Below are 21,358 nucleotides of genomic sequence, written 5' to 3' on the forward strand. Positions count from 1 at the left end.
GCTATATCACCTAAGTTATCTTAATATTTTGACAAAAGCACTTTTCAGGTGCTCAGATGTAGTTTATCCTTATTGTAAAGGATAAGTATGATAAATATTGGAAGGGGTGTTTAACTATGAATGGATATTTCTTTACTGGATTTCCAGGGTTCATTTGCCAAGAGCTTGTGCGTGAATTGTTGTTAACAAAAAACGTAAAAAATGTATTTTTATTAGTACTTCCAACTCAAAAAAGTGTTTCCGCGCCCATCATCCAAACTTATCAACAACAATTCCCACAAACATCGTTTCATCTTATTGAAGGGGATATCACTCAACCCAATTTAAACATGAGTAGGGAAGACCAAGAGCGTGTAGAAAAAGAAACGAACTATGTCTATCATCTTGCAGCGATTTATGATTTAGCAGTAAAAAAGGAAATTGCCTATCAAGTAAATGTCAACGGAACAAAGCAAGTGGTGGAGTGGTTAAAGATGCTGCCGAATCTCAAGCGGTTTATCTATTTCAGTACCGCGTATGTGGCTGGAAAGAGGGAAGGAAAGCTACTGGAAACGGAATTGATACATGAGGCTTCCTTTAAAAATCATTATGAGGAAACTAAATATTTGGCGGAAATAATAGTGGATAAGGAAAAAGAACTTTTACCAATCACCATTATTCGTCCTGGAATTGTAAAGGGTCATAGTCAAACAGGGGAAACAACCAAATTTGATGGTCCTTATCTAATGTTGAACTTTCTCCATTCTCTTCGTTTTTTGCCACTAATCCCACATTTGGGTAAAGGTGAAGCAGAATTTAATGTTGTTCCGATCGATTATATTGTAAAAAGCACATGCTATCTGACCCATTCAGATCGAGCGCTAGGAAAGACACTGCACTTAACCAACCCTGAGCCTATTAAGGTAAGGGAAGCATATACAGTTCTAATGGAAAAGTTCCTTAAAAAGGCACCAACTGGATCTATTCCTCTTTCATTGGCAAAAACATTTCTTCGTGTACCAACAGCTAGAAAGTGGCTGAAAGTAGAGCGTGAGGCATTGGATTATTTCACATGGAAAGGCAGTTTTGATTGCAGTGAAGCAAGAAGAATCCTTGATGACGCGGATATAAACTGCCCCTCATTTCATACAACAGCCGATATGATGGTAAAGTACTATAACGATCATAAATACGATCAGATGAAGCACATCCATATATCGTAAACCACCGTAATTGAAAGAGAGTATAAAATGCAGTTGATTTCCGTTCCAGGCGCTTTGCTTGCCTGCGGGCGGTCCGTGAGCCTCCTCACAACGCTACAGGGGTCTCGCCTGTCCCTTCCACCCGCGGGCGTCTGCGCGCCTTCCACTCCAATCAACAAGGTGGCTTCATTCACAGAGGATTTATAAAAAAGGGATCTAACCGAGTTAACTGAGTAAGTATTAACGTATCTTCTACCTAACTTCCAGCTGTGGATTGGAGCAAAAGGCGGAGACTCCAGCGGGGGAGTAACGGTAGCTTGAGACCCCGCAGGCTTGCGTGGCCACTGAAAAACCTAGTAACCAATCTTTTGAATAATTTATAGCTGTTGATTGGAGCAATAGGCGAAGACTCCTACGGGGGAGTAGCGACAATGTTGAGACCCCGCAGGGCGTAGCCTGAGGAGGCTCAAGGTCGCCCCGTGGAAAGCGAAGCCGTTTGCGGAAATTAACAGCGGTGTCTTAAAATAATCTAACATCAAAGACTTTTTCAGTGGCCAAAGGCTTGCCGAGGATGCTCAAGCACCGTCCCGCGGAAAGCGAAGCCATTTGCGGAAAGGAACAGCGACGTTTAACCAAATTCAAAAAGGACCAAGCGGTTTTGCCTGGTTCTTTTTATATGTAATCATACCGAAACGAAAGAACTAATCGAGAATAAATTGTAGGTATTTCGAAGTATTCTAAAATTATTTTTTGTCTCTCCCCCGAAAAGATTGAAACATTCACGTAACATTTAAGTGACTAGTCGATGATTATTGGCCAAGGCAATAAAGGAGGATATGAAATAAAGCTATAAAAACGACAAAATAGCCATTTAACACAGCTTTTTTTTGAAAGAAAAAACCTCTGAATTTTCGAGCAATGGAATAATGTTACTTATATTAACTTATTATTACAATCAGAACAGTCTTAACAGGTTTTTACATTGACATTTTATAGATAAAAGTACACCTTTATATATAGACAGGTGACTTTTTCTATAGATGAAAAAGCCTCCTTCTTAATACATGCTTATGAACTCATTTATTTATATAATTTGATAAAAGATAAGCAGGAGGAGAGGTGAAGCCGGTGCTGAGCCTACTTTTTAAATTTGGCAAACGACGCACAAAGACTCTTGAAGATGAAGTGCTGGAAATCCAAGCTGGCAATATTCAACTACAAAACAATCTGATTAATAAATATAAACCTTTTATCGCGAAAGCAGTGTCATCCGTGTGTAAAAGGTATATAAGTGAAACGGATGACGAATTCAGTATCGGGTTGATTGCCTTTAATGAAGCGATAGAAAAATATTCCAAAGACAAAGGCAGCTCCTTGATTTCCTTTGCAGACCTAATTATTAAGCGCAGGGTTATTGACTATATAAGAAAAGAGAGCAAAAACTCTACAGTTACGATGTCTGAACAAGAAGTGGACCAAGACGATTATGCTTCTAACAAAATAGAAGCAACATTATCTGTGGAAGAATTCAATAAACAGATCGATCAAGAGCACCGAAGAGAAGAGATCAAGTACTATCAAACGGTATTAAATGAGTTTGGCCTTAGCTTTGCAGATCTTTTGGAATGCTCACCTAAGCATTCGGATGCAAGACAGAACGCTATAGAGGTTGCACATACTCTCGTACAAAACCAAGACCTGAAGAGACATCTCTTTGAAAAGAAAATGCTGCCAATGAAGCAGTTAGAAGGCTTGGTGGAAGTGAGTAGAAAAACAATAGAACGCAACCGGAAATACATTATTGCCGTTTCCATTATATTATCGGGGGATTATATATATTTGAAAGATTATTTAAAAGGGGCGATTACGAGTGAAAAAAGGGATTGTGCTCGAAGTTCATGATGAACATGTCACCATTCTGACCCCTGAGGGTGAGTTTTTGAAATCGAGAAAACAAAAGGGGCAAGTAGCTTTAGGGGAGGAAATCGTTTTTTTTCCTTTGCATAGGGCAGAGACCGCAAAAAAAGGGAAATGGGCTTCGGCTTTTCGCGGAAAGTGGGCCATAATCAGTGTAATGACTGCAATAATTTTGGCTTTGACTCTGTATCCTAGATATTCAAGTAACCAAGTGTATGCGTACGTCTCCGTTGACGTTAATCCAAGTATTGAACTGGGCATAAACAAAGATATGAAGGTTATCTCCTTGGATGCTTACAATAAAGAAGGCGAGGATATCCTCAAGCAATTAAAAAATTGGGAGAATGAGGATATCACAAGCGTGTCGTCCAAAATATTTGATATTTTCCGTCAAAAGGGGTTTCTTAACGAAAACAGTGAAGTGCTGATAGCTTCGGTATTAGCTAACGAAACAAATTCTGGATGGAAAACGTTGATGCAGAATAAAATTACAACCATCTCAGAAAAAGTCCAACAGGATAAGGTCAGTATCACCACATTGGAAACAACCATTGAAGAGCGTTCGGATGCTTTAAAAGAAGGAATTTCCCCTGGGAAATACATTCAGAAAGAACAAGAAACGGAATTGGTTGAAAGTGAAGATACCTCCAAGTCAGAACCGGCACCCACTATGCCTTTGAACCAAAAACCACTTGAAATAAAGCACACCAATGCAAAAGAAGAGAAAAGTGGTCCGCCAAGCTTTGTAGAAATAAAGAAGAGCGAGAAAGAAGCTGAAAAAAATGAGCGTAAGGATTGGCAGGAACAGCAAAAAATAGATAAAAAAGAACGCCAAGAGCATTGGAAGCCAGAAAAGAAAGAATGGAAAAAAGAGAGAGAAGAAAAGCGGGAAGATAAGAAACAGCAAAAAGAAGAAAATCGGAAAGATAAGAAACAGCAAAGAGAAGAAAACCGGGCGGATTGGAAACAAGACAACAGGGGAAACAAGGGGAAAAACAACGGATATAATAAAGCTGACAATGAAAAGAAGGGACCTCCTTCTCATGCCAAACCAAAAGGTAAACATGATCACCATGATTCTACAAAAGGGAAAAATAATCATGATGATAAAAAAGGGAACAACAGATAACTTTTATTGCCATAAATAACATACATCTAGATCCTACATAAGAGGAACCCAGAGTATCTTACTCTGGGTTCTATCCATTCCTATTAAATTATTTACCATTCATCTGAGATTGTGCTTGTGCTACTAGGCGTTTAGTGATTTCTCCACCAACAGAACCATTGGAGCGTGCAGCAGTGTCAGAACCAAGGGACACACCAAATTCTTGTGCAATTTCGTATTTGATTTGGTCAAGAGCCTGCTCAATTCCAGGTACGAGTAATTTATTGCTACGTGCCATTCTTATCACTCCTTTTTGTGTTCAGCCTTCTAATTGAAAGCTGTAAAGTTAGTATGAGATATTCTTTCTAATCAATACTGGTAAGTCTTAGACAAATACTGTAATATAAGTGATATTCCTTTGAAAAGTGAAAGAGTGAAAGGGCAATTATGATAAAGTTTAAAAATTCTATTACCAAGAAAATACATAGTCTATCTCCAGCACAACTTATCGTCAGCTTTTATTTTATTGCTGTACTTATTGCAGTAAGCCTACTTAGTCTTCCTGTAGCAAGATATGAGGGAGTTGATTGGAGCTTCATCAATGCTCTATTTACGGCAGTCAGCGCCGTAAGTGTTACTGGTTTGACTGTACTAAATACTGTGGAGACTTTTACGGTGCCTGGGATCTTTATCTTGGCATTTGTCCTGCAATTTGGCGGGGTAGGTGTCATGGCGGTAGGAACATTTATTTGGCTGCTTTTAGGGCGTAAAATAGGGCTCAAAGAGAGAAGGTTGATGATGATTGATCAAAATCAGTCCAACCTATCGGGTATCGTAAAGCTGATAAAGCAGATTCTAGTTTTAATTCTCTCTATCGAGTTGCTTGGTTCAATCATTTTAGGAACTTATTTCTTGTCCTATTATGATACTTGGCAGGAAGCTTATTTTCATGGATTCTTTGCTTCTGTCAGTGCCACTACCAATGGTGGTTTTGACATTACAGGACAATCACTGATTCCTTTTGCAAATGATTATTTTGTGCAGTTCATTGTAATGATATTAATTACTGCGGGTGCTATCGGGTTTCCTGTTTTAGTGGAAGTGAAAGAATTTATCGTCAATAAAAATGGAAGATTTCGCTTTTCTTTATTTACTAAAATTACAAGCATCACGTTTGCGTGTTTGATCACGTTTGGTGCACTGGCAATCATTATATTGGAATCTAACGCTTACTTTAAGGGGATGAATTGGCACGAATCTTTGTTTTACGCGTTATTCCAGTCCGTTACGACAAGAAGTGGCGGGCTCGCTACAATGGATGTAAGTGAATTTGGCATCTCTACACTTCTAGTAATGTGTGGTCTCATGTTCATCGGTGCTTCCCCAAGTTCTGTTGGCGGTGGTATTAGAACGACGACATTCGCCTTGAATATTTTGTTCTTATTTCATTTTGCACGAGGGCATAAAAACATTAAAATTTTTGGAAGAGAAATACACGAGGAAGATATTATTAAGTCGCTGGTTGTTCTACTTCTTGCTATACTCATTTGTTCTTCTGCAGTTATTGTCTTGAGTGTCACAGAAGAATTTGCATTGATTCAAATCCTTTTTGAAGTCTGTTCTGCTTTCGGGACAACAGGACTCTCTACAGGAATTACACCTGATTTATCTTCAATAGGGAAGTTCATTATTATTTGTTTGATGTTTATAGGGCGAGTGGGACTGTTAACATTCTTATTCATCCTTGAAAGTAAACAAAAACCACCGAACTACCGTTATCCGGTGGAACGAGTCATTATTGGTTGATGGATATGTTAATTGTTGAAGAGGCCACAAAGTGGTCTTTTTTTTATTACTAAAAATTATGGATATCGAAAAAATTTTTTAAAAACTATTGCAATCGCTTTCAGAAACATGTTATTGTTCTAGTAACAAATTATCCGAAACGTTTTGGGAGGAAAACCATGACGACTATAAAAGATATAGCAAGAGTGGCTGGTGTTTCTGTCACAACGGTTTCAAGAGCTTTAAATGGTTATAGTGATGTGAATAAAAAGACACGACAAAGAATTGAGGAAGTGGCCAAGGAATTAAACTACAGTCCGAATACGGTAGCCAGAAGTCTTGTAATGAAGAAGTCAAAAACAATTGGGCTCCTTGTTTCTGATATGAACAGAGAAGGGGTCAAGGATAATTTTACATTTGAGGTTCTTTGTGGAATTAACGAAGCTTCTGCAAACTCTGATTATGACCTTGTGCTTTTTAGTACTACATCATCAAAACAAAGCCAGAAGACATATACGCAGCTTTGTAGGGAGCGAAGAGTAGATGGCGTGATATTACAGGGGATTAAAACAGATGACCCTTATTTGCAAGAGGTGGTCGAAAGTGACATACCTTGTGTACTGGTGGATATCCCACAGGAATCAGAAACTGTAGGCTATGTTACGACTGACAATGTAGAAGGTGCAAAAAAAGCGGTGGCCCATTTGATTGAGCGTGGCCATAAGAATATCGCGATGATAAACGGACATGAAAAGGCGGATGTAAGTATTCGACGATTGCAAGGGTATATGGAAGTGCTGAATAATGAAAAAGTGCCATATAGATCAGAATGGATCAAAAATGGTGATTTTAAAGAGAAAGTGGCAGAAGAAGTTGCAATGGAACTTTTGACAGAACACCCTGAGATTACAGCAGTTTTTTGCGCCAGTGATTTGATGGGGCTAGGTGTACTGAAGGCAGTAAACAAAATCGGTAAGAAAGTGCCGGACGATATAGCGGTAATCGGCTATGACGATATTATGCTGGCTTCTTATGCCAACCCAAGCTTATCAACTATACGTCAAGATAAGTTTAAATTAGGATTTGAGGCGGCAGTTCTACTTATAGATATGCTGGAGGGAAGAGAACAGTCTCATGCAAGGATCATTGATACCGAACTCATTATTAGAGAATCTACAAAATAAGGCACGGAGAGTGCTTTTTTACAAGCAGAAAATCCGAAACGTTTTGGAAAAGTATGAACGTTTTATTTTTATCCAATATCCAAAACGTTTCGGATATACATGAGCACCTAGGAGGTAAGACAATGGATTATAGAGTGATTAAAGAAAATGACTTATTTATACTTACAGACACCAACGGAAATATTCCCGAACAGCATCCATACGGATTGGGATTGTACACAAAGGATACCCGTTTTTTGAGCAAACTTGACGTGAAAATAAATGGCGAAGAACCAATTCTGCTACATTCAGATGCTGCAGAAAACTATATGGCGACGATTCTTATGACAAATCCTCATATGGAGAGGAACGGCGAACTTATTTTATGGAGAGAGTCTGTCGAGATTAAGCGCACACGTTTTATCTATAACGATGTATTCTATGAGTCGCTGACAGTGAAAAACTATTACCCTAAGAGTGTAAACTTTGATTTGAGCGTTCATATGGACGTGGATTTTGCTGATATGTTTATCGTTCGTGGCTTTCAGAATGGTGAAATAGGAAAAAGAACTGGACAAACAGTGGATGGGGAGTCGTTTACCTTCCACTATGAAGGTGCAGACAATCTTGCAAGACGGACATATGTTGAATGGGACAAGGATGCGTATTACATTGATGGAGAAAAAGGAGAAGTTTTCTTTCAGTTCAATTTAGATCATGAAGAAGAACAGACTATTACTTTCAAGATACAACCGCAACATGGAAATGAAAAATCAGTTAATATTCTTTCAGCTTCGGATGCTTTAGAGAAATTGAAAGAGTCCTATAATAGCTGGAATAACAGTATCACAAAGGTTAAAACGGATTGGCTTCCATTACAGCGCCTTATAGATCGTGGACTCGGAGATTTGAGAGTATTATTGACAGACCTTGGATATGGCAAGTTTCCTGTAGCTGGCCTACCGTGGTTTGGGGTTCCTTTTGGAAGGGACAGTCTAATCGCTGCTCTCCAGATGCTAGCGTTCCAACCGGAAGTTGCAAAAGGTACACTCTACACGATGGCAAGTAAACAAGGTACAAAAGTAGATCCGTGGCGGGATGAACAACCAGGAAAAATCATGCATGAGATCCGCTATGGAGAGCTTGCAACTACTGAGCAGATTCCATTTACTCCTTATTACGGGACCATTGACGCAACACCATTATTCCTAATACTTCTGACAGAGTATGTTAAATGGACTGGGGACCTTAAAGTTGTTGAGGACCTAAAAGTAAACATCGAAGCTGCGTTGACATGGATTGACCAGTATGGTGACCGCGACGGTGATATGTTTGTCGAATATCATCAGGAGGCAAGCAAAGGAATTGCCAACCAAGGGTGGAAGGATTCAGGAGATTCCATCGTCCACCGAAACGGTGATTACGCTACAACACCTATTGCACTTTCAGAAGTACAAGGATATGTCTATCAAGCGAAAATGGGTGTAGCTTCCATTTATGACAAACTTGGAGATCCCGAAAGGGCAGCAGTATTAAGAGAGGAAAGCACGAAGCTGAAAATCAAATTTGATGAAGAATTTTGGATGGATGATGTCAATTTCTATGCAATTGCTTTAGATAAGAATAAACAACAAGTAGGAACAATTACTTCAAACCCTGGCCATATTTTATTCTCTGAAATGCTTGAAGAGGATAAGGCTAATGCTGTCATTGAGACGCTCGTTTCTCCCAAAATGTTCTCAGGTTTCGGGATTCGCACTATGGGAACCGGGGAAGCGGGGTATAACCCGATGAGTTACCATGACGGCAGTATATGGCCACATGATAATAGCATGGTGTTACTGGGAATGTCGAAAATTCAGAAGCAGGGAGCTGCCAACGTTGTGATGGAAGGACTTATCGAGGCCGCAGCCCATTTCGAATATGATCGCCTTCCGGAATTGTTCTGTGGATATGATAAATCTGTTGGAAAAGCAGTCAAATATCCAGTTGCTTGTTCTCCACAGGCTTGGGCTGCGGGAACACCACTTGTTTTTATACAAACAATTCTAGGTCTTTTTCCTGATGCTTTGGAAAAGAAAATTGTATTATCTCCATTACTTCCAAACGGAATGAATGAACTGGATGTAGAGAAGGTTAAAATTGGTGAAGGTTTTCTATCCCTATCAGTTCAAAAAAATGCTGAAGGAATTTTGGAACTCACAATTATTGAAAATACTACAGGTTTTGATATCGTTCAGAATTAGGTTTTAAAGAGGGAAAATTCCTCTTAAAAAAATGGCTGGATCTCTGCAGTTGCTGTGAACCTGAGCTATATAACCAATCAAAAACAGGAAGAGGGGTATGAAGATGAAAGCAAAAAAATGGTTGGCTTCAGGTGTTACCACAATGCTTATAGGTGGAATTTTATCTGGTTGTAGTGGAGGAAGCAGTGGTTCTTCAGAAGGTTCGGGTGACAATGTAGAAATTACATTGGCCGGATGGGGTGGGAACCCTTCCGAAACACGTTTGCTGAAAGAAGCTTTGGATTCTTTTGAAGAAAAGCATCCGAATATTAAAGTGAAACATGAAGTGATTTCCGATCAGTATATGGATGTAATGAAAACACGCTTAATTGGCGGAGAAGCACCCGATGTATTCTATTTAGATGCTTTCGAAGCTCCTGCTTTAATTGAAACTGGAGTACTAGAACCTCTTGATGATTATGTGACAGATGAGTTTAATGTTGACGATTTTGAACAACCGCTTCTAGAAGCTTTCCAAAAGGATGGAGTAACTTATGGATTCCCTAAAGATTATTCCACGCTTGCTTTATTTTACAATAAGAAAATGTTTGAAGAAGCTGGGGTAGAAGTGCCAACAACATGGGATGAGCTTCGTGAAGTATCCAAGCAGCTGACAAAGGATGGGGTTGTCGGACTTGGTGTAGCTCCGGAACTTGCAAGAATGTATTACATCGCTGAGTCTCTTGGAGGAGAAGTGGTGAAGGACAATAAAGCAAACTTTGGGGATGAGAAGGTCATTGAAGCGTTACAGCCAATCATCGACCAACGAAATACAGATAAAACTGCTGCACAAGCTTCAGATGTAGGAGCAAACTGGGGCGGAGAAATGTTTGGACAAGAAAAAGCGGCAATGGTAATAGAGGGTAACTGGGCGATTCCTTTCCTTGAGGATACATTCCCTAATGTTGAATATGGTACAGCGGAGATTCCTACTGTAAATGGTGAAAAATCGACCATGGCATATACGGTTTCCTATGTAATGAATGCAGCATCCGAGAAAAAGGAAGCCTCCTGGAAGCTGATTGAATATTTAACAGGTCCTGAAGGCATGGAGATCTGGACTTCTAAAGGGTATGCATTGCCAACTAGAAAGTCAGTTGCGGAGAAACTTGGCTTTGATCAGGATGAGAAGCGAGCAGCATTGGTTGCTGGTGCGTCATATGCTACTGTTTGGGCAAATGGTGTAAACCTGCCTACTATCATGAACAATTTTAATAACCAATTCGTTTCAGCTTTCCTTGGACAGCGTCCGCTTGATGAAGCATTAAAAGAAGCAGAAGAACAAGCAAACAGGGAAATTGGCGAATAATTGTTTTTAAATTATTGTATGTTTGACTTCATAGGTGTCGGTGCTGGTTTAGCGACTGTGGTGATGACCGGCACCCTGAAGTCACTACTGGCTTCTTTCTGAAGAAGAATGACAAGATGTTTCTTCTTCAGAAAGAGTTCATGTAGAAAAAGAGGGACTCTTTGAAGGGAAAAGGAGTGAATTTAATGAAGAAAAGACGTACCTATTCAAAACGCTCGTTAAGAGAAGCATCACAAGGCTATTCTCTTATGGCTCCAACAATTTTTGTGTTGGCTTTATTCATTATTGGTCCTATTTTATATGCATTTTTCTTATCTTTTCATAAAGTTCAGCTGTTAGGTACGGCAACGTATGAGTTTGTTGGGTTGAGCAACTTTACGAACATCTCCGATGACAGTCGGGCTTTACGTGCACTCTGGAATACTTTTAAGTATGTTATTATCGTGGTTCCGATTCAAACGTTGCTAGCACTTATTTTAGCCGCTACGTTAAATGCAGGATTGAAGGGACAAAGTATATTTAGAATTGTTTATTTCTTACCGACCTTAACATCCTCTGCTGTATTGACATTAATATTCATGTGGATGTACAACCAAAATGGATTGGTAAATGAAATTTTATCGATATTAGGCCTTCCAACTTATAACTGGATGGGAGATCCAAGTGTAGCGTTAATCGCAATAATGATAATGAACATTTGGGCAACAGCACCGTTTTTTATGGTCATCTATCTAGCAGCCCTGCAGGATATTCCGGACTCGTTATACGAAGCTGCAGAGCTTGATGGCGCCAATGCCTTCAAAAAATTCATCTATATCACTGTGCCGAATTTGCGTCCAGTTACTTCTTTTGTAGTCATTATGGGTTTGATCGGTACCTTCCAACTGTTTGATCAGTCCTTCATATTTTCAGGAGGTTCGGGTGGACCGGATAATTCTACATTGACTGTCGTTTTATTGATTTACCAATATGCGTTCAAGAGTCTTGGTACAATGGGATATGCTGCAGCCATTGCCGTCATGCTTTCCATCGTAATTTTAGTGGCAACATTATTGCAACGTAAATTTTCAAAAGAAGAATCTCTATATTAAGGAGGCTGCGATATGAAAAAGAAACTTAGCGTTGGAAAAGCATTGTTGTATGGGATTCTCATTTTATATGCAGTCATCACACTTGTCCCCTTTATTTGGGCAGTCTCTTCTTCCTTTAAGACTTTAGAAGAGATCGTAAGCGGGACCATCAACTTCATACCGAAGAATTTTACATTTGATAACTATAAGCAGATTTTCTTGGAACAGGAGCTATTTCCTCGTTGGCTCTTGAACAGCTTGATTATTGGGGTTGCAGGAACTTCACTAAACCTATTATTTAATTCAATGGCTGGATATGCTTTGGCACGTTTAAGTTTTCCGGGGCGTAAAACATTGTTTATTATTATACTTGCAGTTTTAATGATTCCCGCTCAAGTAACCATGATTCCTAACTACTTAATACTTCGTGAGTTAGGTTGGTTGAACTCTTATCAAGGCATGATTGTCCCAGCGATGATTAATGCCACCTTCATCTTTATGATGAGACAGTTCTTCATCAATTTTCCGAAAGAGCTGGAGGAAGCAGCAGAAATGGATGGACTGAGCCGATTCGGAACATTTTTCAAAATAGTCATTCCTTTGGCGAAACCTGCACTAGCCGCACAAGCCATTTTCGTATTTATGGGATTCTGGAACGACTTTATGAGGCCGTTGATTATCTTGTCAGATCCTTCCATGTTCACGTTGCCACTTGGTCTGAATACTTTCAAGGGACAATATATCAGTTACTGGAACTATATCATGGCAGCTTCCATGGTATTTACGCTGCCAGTACTACTCCTATACGGCTTCTTTAACCGCTACTTTATCAAAGGAATCTCCTTTACAGGCGGAAAATAAAATCAGCTGCGTAAAAACACAATACCAAAAGCAGAACGGAAATTAAGCAAATTTCCATTCTGCTTTTTTGTGTGCCTTCGACAAAAGTGCCTAAATTCCTTTGGGGGTCTGACCCCTTTTGGTAACTTTTTTTTGAGCTTTAATCCCTATCATAACTAACATCTTTATCAGGGTGTGTAAAGGGGAAGCCTTGGGGCTTTTTGATTTTTCTATAAGTTCTCGGTTTTCTGAAGAGTTCCATCCGATATCATTTGTTGGGTGGACCCATTGGTCACCAGCCATGATGGCGGGATCGATGTCGTCACTCCAGTTATTTAATGGGGATTCTTCTGAATTATATTTACTGTCCCCAATAACTACACCATGTTCATTAACAAATGGCGGTTGCATTTTCATATTGGAGTCTTTAAAGGAAGGGGAGCTGATCTGATGCGGCATCGTTTCTTCCATGTAGGGGATCTCCAAGGATTTATCTTTTTCTGACATTCATATCACCTCCGTGGGATGTATAGTTTTAGCATTTCAATAAAATAAATAAGTATGTACTAAAGAAAATAGGAGGATGTAAAAATGACTAAGAAGTTTGAAATTGCCAATCTTTCACAGGATAAACTTGATCGCATTTCAGAGTATGAACAAAAATTGCAAGAAGAAATGGGAGAGGAAATAGTTTTGATTGCTTATGAAGAATGTGAAAAATAACAAAGGGGCAATCTAAGTACACGGGGGTGATGGCATTGGCAAAGAGAAAAGTTGCTCATGATGCAGCAAAAAACAATAATAAAACTCCAAAGGAAAGCTTACCTGATACGGAATTCTCTGCTGAATATCAAAAAGAAGATATGATACGTGGAGCAAACCGTAATTCTAAACATGGCAGACAAGGTAAATAAGGAGGCATTTTAGATGGATGCAAAAAAGAAAAAGCAAAAGCAGGCACATAGTTCCGAGCATGCCATTTCTCAAGACAGTTTAAACGAGGAATTTGGTCCTGAATTTGGGGATCCAAATGCAGCCAAAGCCTTTGAAAATGCTATAGAATCTAATAAAAATAAGAATAATAAGAAAAACTGCTAGCTGAATTCAGCTAGCAGTTTTTTTCGCTTTAGAATTTATAGGGTAAATTTCTGCTTTGTTTAAGTTTTGGTTGAAATAGACTAATACATAGCTTTCCTCTTCCATGATTTCACCATTATTAAGGTAATGTGCGAGATCGAATTGAAGGCTTTCAATGATCGTATGTTTATATAGTTCTTTTTCGTTTAAGTTATGCGCAGAAAATTGGTCACCCAATACCGCAGGGTTTTCAATTACTTGCTTGTAAATATAGGTTCTATCTTCTTTTTCAATACGATCCTGCCACCAAGGTTTACGAGGCTTAAATTTCTGATGACGCAGGTAATCGTATTTCATCATGCTTTCCATTACAGACATTGCTTGCGGTTTTTCTTCATGTAAAAAGGAATACAGGCGCTTGTAAAGGTCTTCAAGTTGATGCCCGATTCTTGCCCAACCTTGTTTATCCCAATATGCGCCGAAATCTTGGAAGAAGTCGAAAGGTGTTTCAAACACATGGGTAACCAGGTGCTCAACCGTGGCGTCCATTCGATGATCGTTCCAGAACTTTTCAAGAACGTCTTCCACTTGCTTGATTCGGATGATGTCATCAAAGCTTAAAATATTATTTCCGAGAATTTCATATGGAGCATGATCCATATAAATGTAAGCATGATCGTTCGAGCGAATCCTTAATCCTGTCCCGCGTAACATTTTCAAGAAGCCAAGTTGCAGCTCTTCAGGACGAAGGGCAAATACATCATTAAAGGTTTTCTTGAATGAGTGATAATCTTCTTCCGGCAATCCGGCAATCAAATCTAAATGTTGATCAATCTTTCCGCCTTCTTTTACCATTGTGACAGTGCGCGATAATTTGGCGAAGTTCTGTTTACGCATCACAAGTTCATTTGTGGAGTCGTTGGTCGACTGCACGCCGATTTCAAAACGGAACAGTCCTGCAGGAGCTTCCTGGTTCAAAAATTCGATAACTTCAGGCCTCATGATGTCCGCGGTAATTTCAAATTGGAAAACGGTGCCCGGAAGATGCTCATCAATTAAGAAGCGGAACATTTCCATAGCATAGCTTCGACTGATATTAAAGGTGCGGTCCACGAATTTAATGGTCTTAGCTCCATTGTTCATCAGGAAGCGAATATCTTCTTTTACTTTTTCACGATCAAAATAACGAACTCCTACTTCAATGGATGATAGGCAGAACTGACAGCTGAAAGGACAGCCCCTGCTTGTCTCGAAGTATGTCACCCTTTTGCCAAGTTGAGTGAGGTCTTCGTCAAATCGATATGGTGAAGGAAGTTCCTTTAAATCCACTTTGTTTCGTTGAGGGGAGATTTTTTTGTTCTCTCCATCCCTGTATGCAAGTCCGCTGATGGACTCGAAGTTTTGTTTACCTTGTAGCTCTTGAAGCAATTGCTTGAAAGTGATTTCTCCTTCGCCGAGTACGATGAAATCAACGTCCGTTAAACGGTCAAGCCATTCACTCACATCATAGGTCACCTCAGGACCACCAAGGACGAGGATAAGTTCCGGGTTGATTTTCTTCAACATGCTCATGACCTTGATCGTTTCTTCTATGTTCCAAATATAGCAACTGAATCCTATAACATCCGGTTTCTTTTGGATGAGGTCAGATACTATATTCATGACAGGGTCTTTAATCGTATATTCAACTAAGTCGATTTTAAATTCCGGCTCTGCATAAGCTTTCAAATAGCGAATAGCAAGATTGGTATGAATATATTTCGCGTTTAATGTTGTAGCAATTATTTTCATTATAAATCCATCAAACTCCTAGTGAAAAATTCTATAACTAATATAGTTTATCACAATTAAATATAGTGAGTAACGATTTCATGCCTTTTTTCTAGGGCTAGTAAATCTTTCCTCTTTACCATTATCAACAGGAAATCTGGAATTATTACAAAATGATTTCTGAAATGACTTTTTTATTGTTTTAAATGTAGAACAAAGGAATTCAGGTGGGGGATGTAGAAGATTACAGAGTGGTTGATAAAAAATTTATTACTGGTTACTTGGCCGTTGTCGATAAACAATAATCTTTGAGAAAAGAATCTAAATATATGATAAGTGGGGGAAGGTCATGATCCAACACATGGTGAAGGAAGAAACCAGGAAGTTGGAGGCAGAAATAGAAACGCTAACTGCCAAGCTTCAAAAGCTGGAAAAAGAAAACAGGTTTCTGCAACTTACATTTGAACATGCCAATGATGCCATAATCTTATTCAATGAAAATGTCGAATTTTTTCAAGTGAACCAGAAGGCGTGTGAACTTTTCGAATTACCAAAAGAGGAATTGCTACAACGCAAGTTACATGATTTCCTAGAGTTAATGCCAAAAGAGGAAGTAGAGTATCAGGAAGCACAGTTAAATGAATTAGGAGAGCTGAAAAATGAGTTAATTGTCCGTTTAGATAACGGGTCAATTAAATTCGTGGAATATTCTGCTGTCCGCAACCCGGATGAAAGTGGATTAGATATATGCATCATTCGTGACATTACCACTAAAAAACAATTAGAAAGAGAATCTAGCAAAAGCAAACAAATGTATCATGATGTTATAAATAGAGCAGTGGATGGAATTGTGGTGTTTGACAGAGATGGCTTGTTTATCGATGTAAACCCTGCGTTCTGTTCCAATTTCGCCATGCCCAAAATAGACCTATTACAATCAAAGCTAGATGATTTTGTGGAAGACGGATTTCAATATAAGATGACAAAAATATGGCATCTTTTAGATAACCATGGTCGGGTTAGGGGAGAATTGCCGGTAGTTCTCCATACAGGTGAGCGTAAGACCTTTGAGGTCACCATTACTGCGAATATTTATGATGATTACTATTTAGCAATAATGAGAGATGTAACGGAAAAAAGGAATATGGAGCTGCAGCTGAAAAAAAGCGAAGAGCGATTCAGGGAAATGTTTCAACACGCATTAGACGCGATTGTATTGGTAGATAATAACGGCCAAATAAAACGGGCAAATCCTGCGGCAAGTAGAGCTTTCGAATTACCTCTTGATGATTTGGTACGCGCGAAGCTTCATGAATTTGTTCCTAAAAATGATAAAAAGGTCTTTTCCATTGTAAAACAGTTTGGGGCAAGAGGTGAAATAAGAGAAGAACTTGAGTTTCATATGCCGAACGGACAGAAGAAGCTATTAGAGTTCACCGCGAATAAAGGAATAATCGATGGTTTTAACATGATAATATTTAGAAACGTCAGTGAACGAAGAAAAATGGAGAAAGACTTGAGGGAAAGCGAACAGAAATTTAGAAAAATTTTCAATAATGCCATGGACGGCATACTTTTATGGGATAACAAATGTAATATTATAGATGCAAACCCCAATGCCAGCAAAATTTTGGGTCTATCAAAAGAAGAATTAATGAACAATTCCCTTCATTGGTATATTCAACATGATCAGTTGAAAGTAATTCAGTCACAGTGGAAAGAGTGTCCTGAAAGCGAAGAGTTAAGTGGAGAGGTTTGCTTGGAAGGGGAACGTGGGGCTCAAATCATTGAATACTCTGCCAAGAAAAACGTCATTGAAGGATTGCATATGACAATTTTCCGTAATATAACGGAAAAAAGGGAAATGGAAAATCAACTTAGGAAGTCAGATACCCTGACCGTCGTTGGAGAGTTGGCCGCAGGAATTGCCCATGAAATAAGGAACCCGATGACAGCGTTAAAAGGATTTATACAACTCTTACAAAATAGCATGGGAGAAGACCAATATGCCATGTATTTTGATGTCATCACCTCTGAACTAAAGAGAATTGAATCCATTATTACCGAATTCCTCGTATTGGCAAAGCCACAGGCTATTTCATATCAGAGAAAAAATGCGACAGTCATCATGAAGGAAACATTGGATCTGTTAAGTGCCCAAGCATCGTTAGAGAACGTTCAATTTATTACATCCATTGAAGAAGGGTTACCCGACATTTATTGTGAACCAAATCAACTAAAACAAGTATTTATTAATATACTGAAAAATGCCATTGAAGTTATGCCTAAGGGAGGAACTGTATCAGTTGCCCTTGAAAAAATAGAAGGAGAGCAGGTACTGATTTCCATTAGGGATGAAGGAACTGGAATTCCAGAAGATAAGCTGAAAAAGCTTGGAGAACCTTTCTATACGACAAAGGAACGTGGAACAGGGCTTGGGCTTATGGTAAGCTATAAAATTGTAGAAGAACACAATGGGACCATAGAAGTCAGCAGTAAGCTTGGCAAAGGTACTACCTTCCATATAAAATTGCCGATCGGGTCACCTACCGTCCATTAAAATCGGACAGAAGAAAGAGGGTATCTAGATATGTATCAATACAGCAGCACCCCAACTCCAATAGGTACTATATATGTTATTTGTCATGAAGATTATTTAGTTAAAATTGAATTTGATAATGAATTCCTTCAAAAGGATCAGGAAGGTAATTTATACAATTACACACCTAACGATCGATTATGTGAATCGGCTATATCCCAACTTCAAGAATATTTTGCAGGTAAGCGCTCTGAATTTGAATTACCAATTCAAATGGAAGGAACAACTTTTCAAAAGGAAGTTTGGAAGGCATTGAGCAACATCCAATATGGAGAAGTAAAATGTTACCAAGACATTGCCAAAGAAATTAACCGACCGTTGGCAGTCAGGGCGATCGGACAAGCGAACCGAAGAAATCCGCTGCCTATTGTGATACCTTGCCATCGGGTCATTGGGAAGAATAAAGAACTAGTAGGTTATGCTGGAGATAAAATTGGGATGAAAGAAGAATTGTTAAAATTTGAAGGCGTTTTAGTATAGAGCAGAAAAGAATAGAATGTTGAAGCTTTGTGCGATAGTGGTTATGCTGTCGTACTTTTTTTTGTTGAAAAAAAGTTGTAAGCATGTATCACTTTTTCATTTTCTTCATATAATTTACTAAAACTAAAAAAGTTGCTCAAAGGCAAAACTGGAGATGACCAAAATGGGGAAAAATAATAAAATCATCTTTTATACAGAAGTATTAACCAAACTAAACGTTATCAGTGCGGAAGAAAAAGGATCCATCTTAAATAAAGATAAGAAAAAAGGTTGATTTCACCATCTAATTAGATTACTATCTAATTAGATGATTATCTAATTTAAGGTGAAGGAGTGGATTATCCTGCAACTGGATAAACTCGTCAACTATTATAAAGTCATGGGCGATACAACCAGAATCAAATTGCTGGTCTTGTTATCAACCGAAGAACCGCTAAGTGGACAAGAATTAGCAGAAAGATTAGGGGTAAAACCACCGACGATTTCCCATCATATTGCTAAGCTAAAAGAAATAAGTGCCGTGTATGAAAGAAGGGAAAAAAACACTGTCTTCTATTACTTAAATCAAAAGGCATTGAGACAACATAGTGAAGGTCTTTTTATCGTGTTAGAAAGAAGCGGAAAAGGGGAGAGGACGATGGAAGAGCAAAAAGAGAGAGAACAGATCTTGCAGAATTTCCTTGCAAAGGATGGGAAATTAAAAACCATCCCGGCGCAAAGGAAGAAAAAATTGATTATATTTGAACATATCCTCAAAGACTTGGAGATGGGGAAGAAGTACAGTGAAAAGGAAATCAATGAACATATCAAACAATTCCATGAAGACTATGCGACGATACGCAGGGAATTCATTATCAACCATTACATGTACAGAGAAGCAGGAATATACGAACTAAACCCAACAGAAATGTGGGCGAAATAAGAACAAGGGGAAAATTCACCGGGTCATTTAAACTATTAAACTTTAGTTGTTTGGTTAATCCCCGCTGTTACTTTCCGCAAATGAAATGGCTGCGCTTTCCGCGGAACGACCTTGAGCCTCCTCGGCAAGCCTGCGGGGTCTCAACATTGTCGCTACTTCCCCGCAGGGGTCTACGCCATTTGCTTCAATCCACAGCTAGAAATATTATAGAAATCTATTCTGATTTTGGGAGAACTTAATAGAGGTTAAAAGGGGAAAATTATAAATTGAACAAAGAATGAACTAGATTTAAAGTTAAAGAAGGTAAATCAGACCGAGTAGATGAATGGATAAAGTTTTTGAATGATAATATGAAAGATGTTCTTGTTACGTTAGAGGGAGAAAATATGTATGTTGAAACCATTTTTAGAGAAGTTCTAAATGGGGACGAGTTTTTATATTGGTACTCAGTCCAAGGGGCAGGAGGACAAGAAGTAGACCAATCAGAACATTGGATAGATAAAAAACATTTAGAGTACTGGCATGAATGTATAGACGAAAGCTTTAATCCAATCGACTTAAAGACAGAAGTGGTTATGAAACCTCAACATGTAAGGAACAGTATGAAATAATACTAAGCTGTAAATAAGACCACCCTGTTGATTGCTGTGGAAGGCGCGCAGACTCCTATGGGAGGAAGGGACGGGGAAGACCCCGCAGGGCAAATAGCCCGAGGAGGGCTTCCCGACCGCCCATGGAAAGCGAAGCGCTTGGAACGGAAATTAACAGAAAGTGTAATTCTAATATAATAAATAATTATCTATTAATCTTTAAAAAGGGTAGGAATGGCTTTTGTGTAGTCGCCTTTGATGATGCCTTTTTCGGTAATGATGGCGGTAATCAATTCGTTTGGTGTCACATCAAATGCCGGATTGAACACGGATATTCCATCAGGAGCTATTTGCTTCCCTCCAAGGTGGGTGATTTCCTCTGGGCTTCTTTCCTCAATTTCGATTTCTTCTCCCGTTTCCTTTGATAGATCAAAAGTCGATAAAGGGGCGGCTACATAAAATGGAATGTCAAAAGCTTTAGCTAAGATGGCAAGTCCATAGGTGCCAATTTTATTTGCAGTGTCCCCGTTTGCGGTGATTCTGTCAGCTCCGACGATGACAGCCGAAATCTCCTTGGTCTTAATGGTGTGGGCTGCCATGTTATCCGTAATTAACGTTACATCTACACCGGATTGCTGGAGCTCCCAGGCAGTTAGTCGGGAGCCTTGCAGAACGGGTCTTGTTTCACAGGCAAAAACACTTAAAGGGAAATTCTTTTCTTTTGCCAAATGAAATGGAGCTAATGCTGTGCCATAACGAGCCGTTGCAATAGAACCTGCATTACAGATGGTCAGCAGTTTATCATTTTTTTGGAACAAGGAAAGTGCATGCTCTCCGATAAGTCTGCATGTTGCTTCATCCTCTAGCTGGATTTGAATTGCTTCATGGACCAGATTTGTTTTTGCTTCGTTTATGGAAGAAGCTTGCAAAGACACTTGGATAAGACGGTCGATTGCCCAAAAAAGGTTGACGGCTGTAGGGCGAGAAGTTGCCAAGTAGTCCCGGTCCTTTCTCAACAGACTTTGAAACTCAGCTAAACTAGCAGTATTATAGGAATTAGCAGCGAGTACAAGCCCGTATGCTGAAGTGATGCCAATTGCAGGCGCACCTCTTACTTTAAGGGTGACAATGGCATCAAAGACATCATGAATGGTATGCAAATCGATGAATACCGTTTCTTGAGGCAATTTCTGTTGATCTAATAATTGAATATAAGAATCTTTCCATTCTACAGAGAGCGGTAGATTAGTAGTAATTGACAT

The 21,358-nt window shown here is 39.1% G+C and carries 19 protein-coding genes and 1 pseudogene; 16 read left to right on the forward strand and 4 right to left on the reverse strand.

Features of this window, described 5'->3' with window-relative positions:
• The first annotated feature begins 116 nt into the window (after positions 1-116).
• The 3 genes from B4U37_RS07685 (at position 117) to B4U37_RS07700 (ending at position 4,227) form a co-directional block, all read left to right on the forward strand.
• Positions 117-1,202, forward strand: coding sequence for an SDR family oxidoreductase (locus B4U37_RS07685; protein ID WP_088017759.1), 1,086 nt, complete (start codon positions 117-119; stop codon positions 1,200-1,202).
• 1,098 nt (positions 1,203-2,300) lie between these two features.
• Complete coding sequence (gene sigI, locus B4U37_RS07695) at positions 2,301-3,083, forward strand: RNA polymerase sigma factor SigI (RefSeq protein ID WP_088017760.1); 783 nt, start codon at positions 2,301-2,303, stop codon at positions 3,081-3,083.
• Entirely contained in the window at positions 3,052-4,227 is a 1,176-nt protein-coding gene (locus B4U37_RS07700; RefSeq protein ID WP_088017761.1) for an anti-sigma factor domain-containing protein, read from the forward strand. The genes sigI and B4U37_RS07700 overlap by 32 nt, the downstream gene beginning before the upstream one ends.
• A gap of 88 nt (positions 4,228-4,315) precedes the next feature.
• Here B4U37_RS07700 and B4U37_RS07705 read toward each other — a convergent pair whose 3' ends face one another.
• Positions 4,316-4,504 (reverse strand): alpha/beta-type small acid-soluble spore protein, encoded by a 189-nt coding sequence (locus B4U37_RS07705; protein WP_088017762.1) that lies wholly within the window; start codon positions 4,502-4,504, stop codon positions 4,316-4,318.
• 149 nt (positions 4,505-4,653) lie between these two features.
• On the opposite strand from B4U37_RS07705, the gene B4U37_RS07710 reads away from it, so the two are divergent.
• The 6 genes from B4U37_RS07710 to B4U37_RS07735 all read left to right on the forward strand — a co-directional run bounded on the left by B4U37_RS07710 (position 4,654) and on the right by B4U37_RS07735 (position 12,679).
• Positions 4,654-6,012: a TrkH family potassium uptake protein gene (locus tag B4U37_RS07710; RefSeq protein WP_088017763.1), complete on the forward strand. Its 1,359-nt coding sequence runs from the start codon at positions 4,654-4,656 to the stop codon at positions 6,010-6,012.
• A gap of 158 nt (positions 6,013-6,170) precedes the next feature.
• Entirely contained in the window at positions 6,171-7,175 is a 1,005-nt protein-coding gene (locus B4U37_RS07715) for a LacI family DNA-binding transcriptional regulator (protein ID WP_088017764.1), read from the forward strand.
• Between the two features lie 122 nt (positions 7,176-7,297).
• Entirely contained in the window at positions 7,298-9,400 is a 2,103-nt protein-coding gene (locus B4U37_RS07720) for an amylo-alpha-1,6-glucosidase (RefSeq protein WP_088017765.1), read from the forward strand.
• A gap of 103 nt (positions 9,401-9,503) precedes the next feature.
• Positions 9,504-10,748 (forward strand): ABC transporter substrate-binding protein, encoded by a 1,245-nt coding sequence (locus tag B4U37_RS07725; RefSeq protein ID WP_088017766.1) that lies wholly within the window; start codon positions 9,504-9,506, stop codon positions 10,746-10,748.
• Positions 10,749-10,933: 185 nt separating this feature from the next.
• The gene (locus B4U37_RS07730) at positions 10,934-11,839 is read left to right on the forward strand and encodes a carbohydrate ABC transporter permease (RefSeq protein ID WP_088017767.1); all 906 of its coding nucleotides are present in this window, start codon (positions 10,934-10,936) and stop codon (positions 11,837-11,839) included.
• A 12-nt stretch (positions 11,840-11,851) separates the two neighbouring features.
• Entirely contained in the window at positions 11,852-12,679 is an 828-nt protein-coding gene (locus B4U37_RS07735) for a carbohydrate ABC transporter permease (protein WP_088017768.1), read from the forward strand.
• Positions 12,680-12,818: 139 nt separating this feature from the next.
• Here B4U37_RS07735 and B4U37_RS07740 read toward each other — a convergent pair.
• Positions 12,819-13,165, reverse strand: a pseudogene (locus tag B4U37_RS07740) (DUF3905 domain-containing protein).
• Positions 13,166-13,249: 84 nt separating this feature from the next.
• On the opposite strand from B4U37_RS07740, the gene B4U37_RS22545 reads away from it, so the two are divergent.
• Genes B4U37_RS22545 through B4U37_RS21930 form a run of 3 tightly spaced genes read left to right on the forward strand, consistent with a single transcriptional unit; the run spans position 13,250 to position 13,756 of the window.
• Positions 13,250-13,381 (forward strand): hypothetical protein, encoded by a 132-nt coding sequence (locus B4U37_RS22545; RefSeq protein WP_281252779.1) that lies wholly within the window; start codon positions 13,250-13,252, stop codon positions 13,379-13,381.
• 35 nt (positions 13,382-13,416) lie between these two features.
• Positions 13,417-13,572 (forward strand): hypothetical protein, encoded by a 156-nt coding sequence (locus tag B4U37_RS07745; RefSeq protein ID WP_010192332.1) that lies wholly within the window; start codon positions 13,417-13,419, stop codon positions 13,570-13,572.
• A 13-nt stretch (positions 13,573-13,585) separates the two neighbouring features.
• Positions 13,586-13,756 carry a hypothetical protein gene (locus tag B4U37_RS21930; protein WP_010192338.1) on the forward strand — a complete coding sequence of 57 codons (171 nt, stop codon included), beginning with the start codon at positions 13,586-13,588 and terminating at the stop codon, positions 13,754-13,756.
• A 6-nt stretch (positions 13,757-13,762) separates the two neighbouring features.
• Here the strand turns inward: B4U37_RS21930 and B4U37_RS07750 are convergent, their stop codons facing one another.
• A complete protein-coding gene (locus B4U37_RS07750; RefSeq protein ID WP_088017769.1) occupies positions 13,763-15,526 on the reverse strand; it encodes a B12-binding domain-containing radical SAM protein in 1,764 nt (587 codons plus the stop codon).
• A 328-nt stretch (positions 15,527-15,854) separates the two neighbouring features.
• On the opposite strand from B4U37_RS07750, the gene B4U37_RS07755 reads away from it, so the two are divergent.
• From B4U37_RS07755 to B4U37_RS07770, 4 genes are all read left to right on the forward strand, one after another.
• Positions 15,855-18,065 carry a PAS domain-containing sensor histidine kinase gene (locus tag B4U37_RS07755; protein ID WP_088017770.1) on the forward strand — a complete coding sequence of 737 codons (2,211 nt, stop codon included), beginning with the start codon at positions 15,855-15,857 and terminating at the stop codon, positions 18,063-18,065.
• A 30-nt stretch (positions 18,066-18,095) separates the two neighbouring features.
• Positions 18,096-18,584 (forward strand): methylated-DNA--[protein]-cysteine S-methyltransferase, encoded by a 489-nt coding sequence (locus B4U37_RS07760; protein ID WP_088017771.1) that lies wholly within the window; start codon positions 18,096-18,098, stop codon positions 18,582-18,584.
• Positions 18,585-18,927: 343 nt separating this feature from the next.
• The gene (locus B4U37_RS07765; protein WP_029326307.1) at positions 18,928-19,506 is read left to right on the forward strand and encodes a DUF2087 domain-containing protein; all 579 of its coding nucleotides are present in this window, start codon (positions 18,928-18,930) and stop codon (positions 19,504-19,506) included.
• Positions 19,507-19,835: 329 nt separating this feature from the next.
• On the forward strand, positions 19,836-20,117 hold the full coding sequence (locus tag B4U37_RS07770) for a DUF6176 family protein (RefSeq protein WP_245840088.1): 282 nt from the start codon (positions 19,836-19,838) through the stop codon (positions 20,115-20,117).
• A 191-nt stretch (positions 20,118-20,308) separates the two neighbouring features.
• Here the strand turns inward: B4U37_RS07770 and mtnA are convergent, their stop codons facing one another.
• Entirely contained in the window at positions 20,309-21,358 is a 1,050-nt protein-coding gene (mtnA, locus tag B4U37_RS07775) for an S-methyl-5-thioribose-1-phosphate isomerase (protein ID WP_088017772.1), read from the reverse strand.

The sequence above is a fragment of the Sutcliffiella horikoshii genome, from assembly GCF_002157855.1.
Classification (GTDB): domain Bacteria; phylum Bacillota; class Bacilli; order Bacillales; family Bacillaceae_I; genus Sutcliffiella_A; species Sutcliffiella_A horikoshii_C.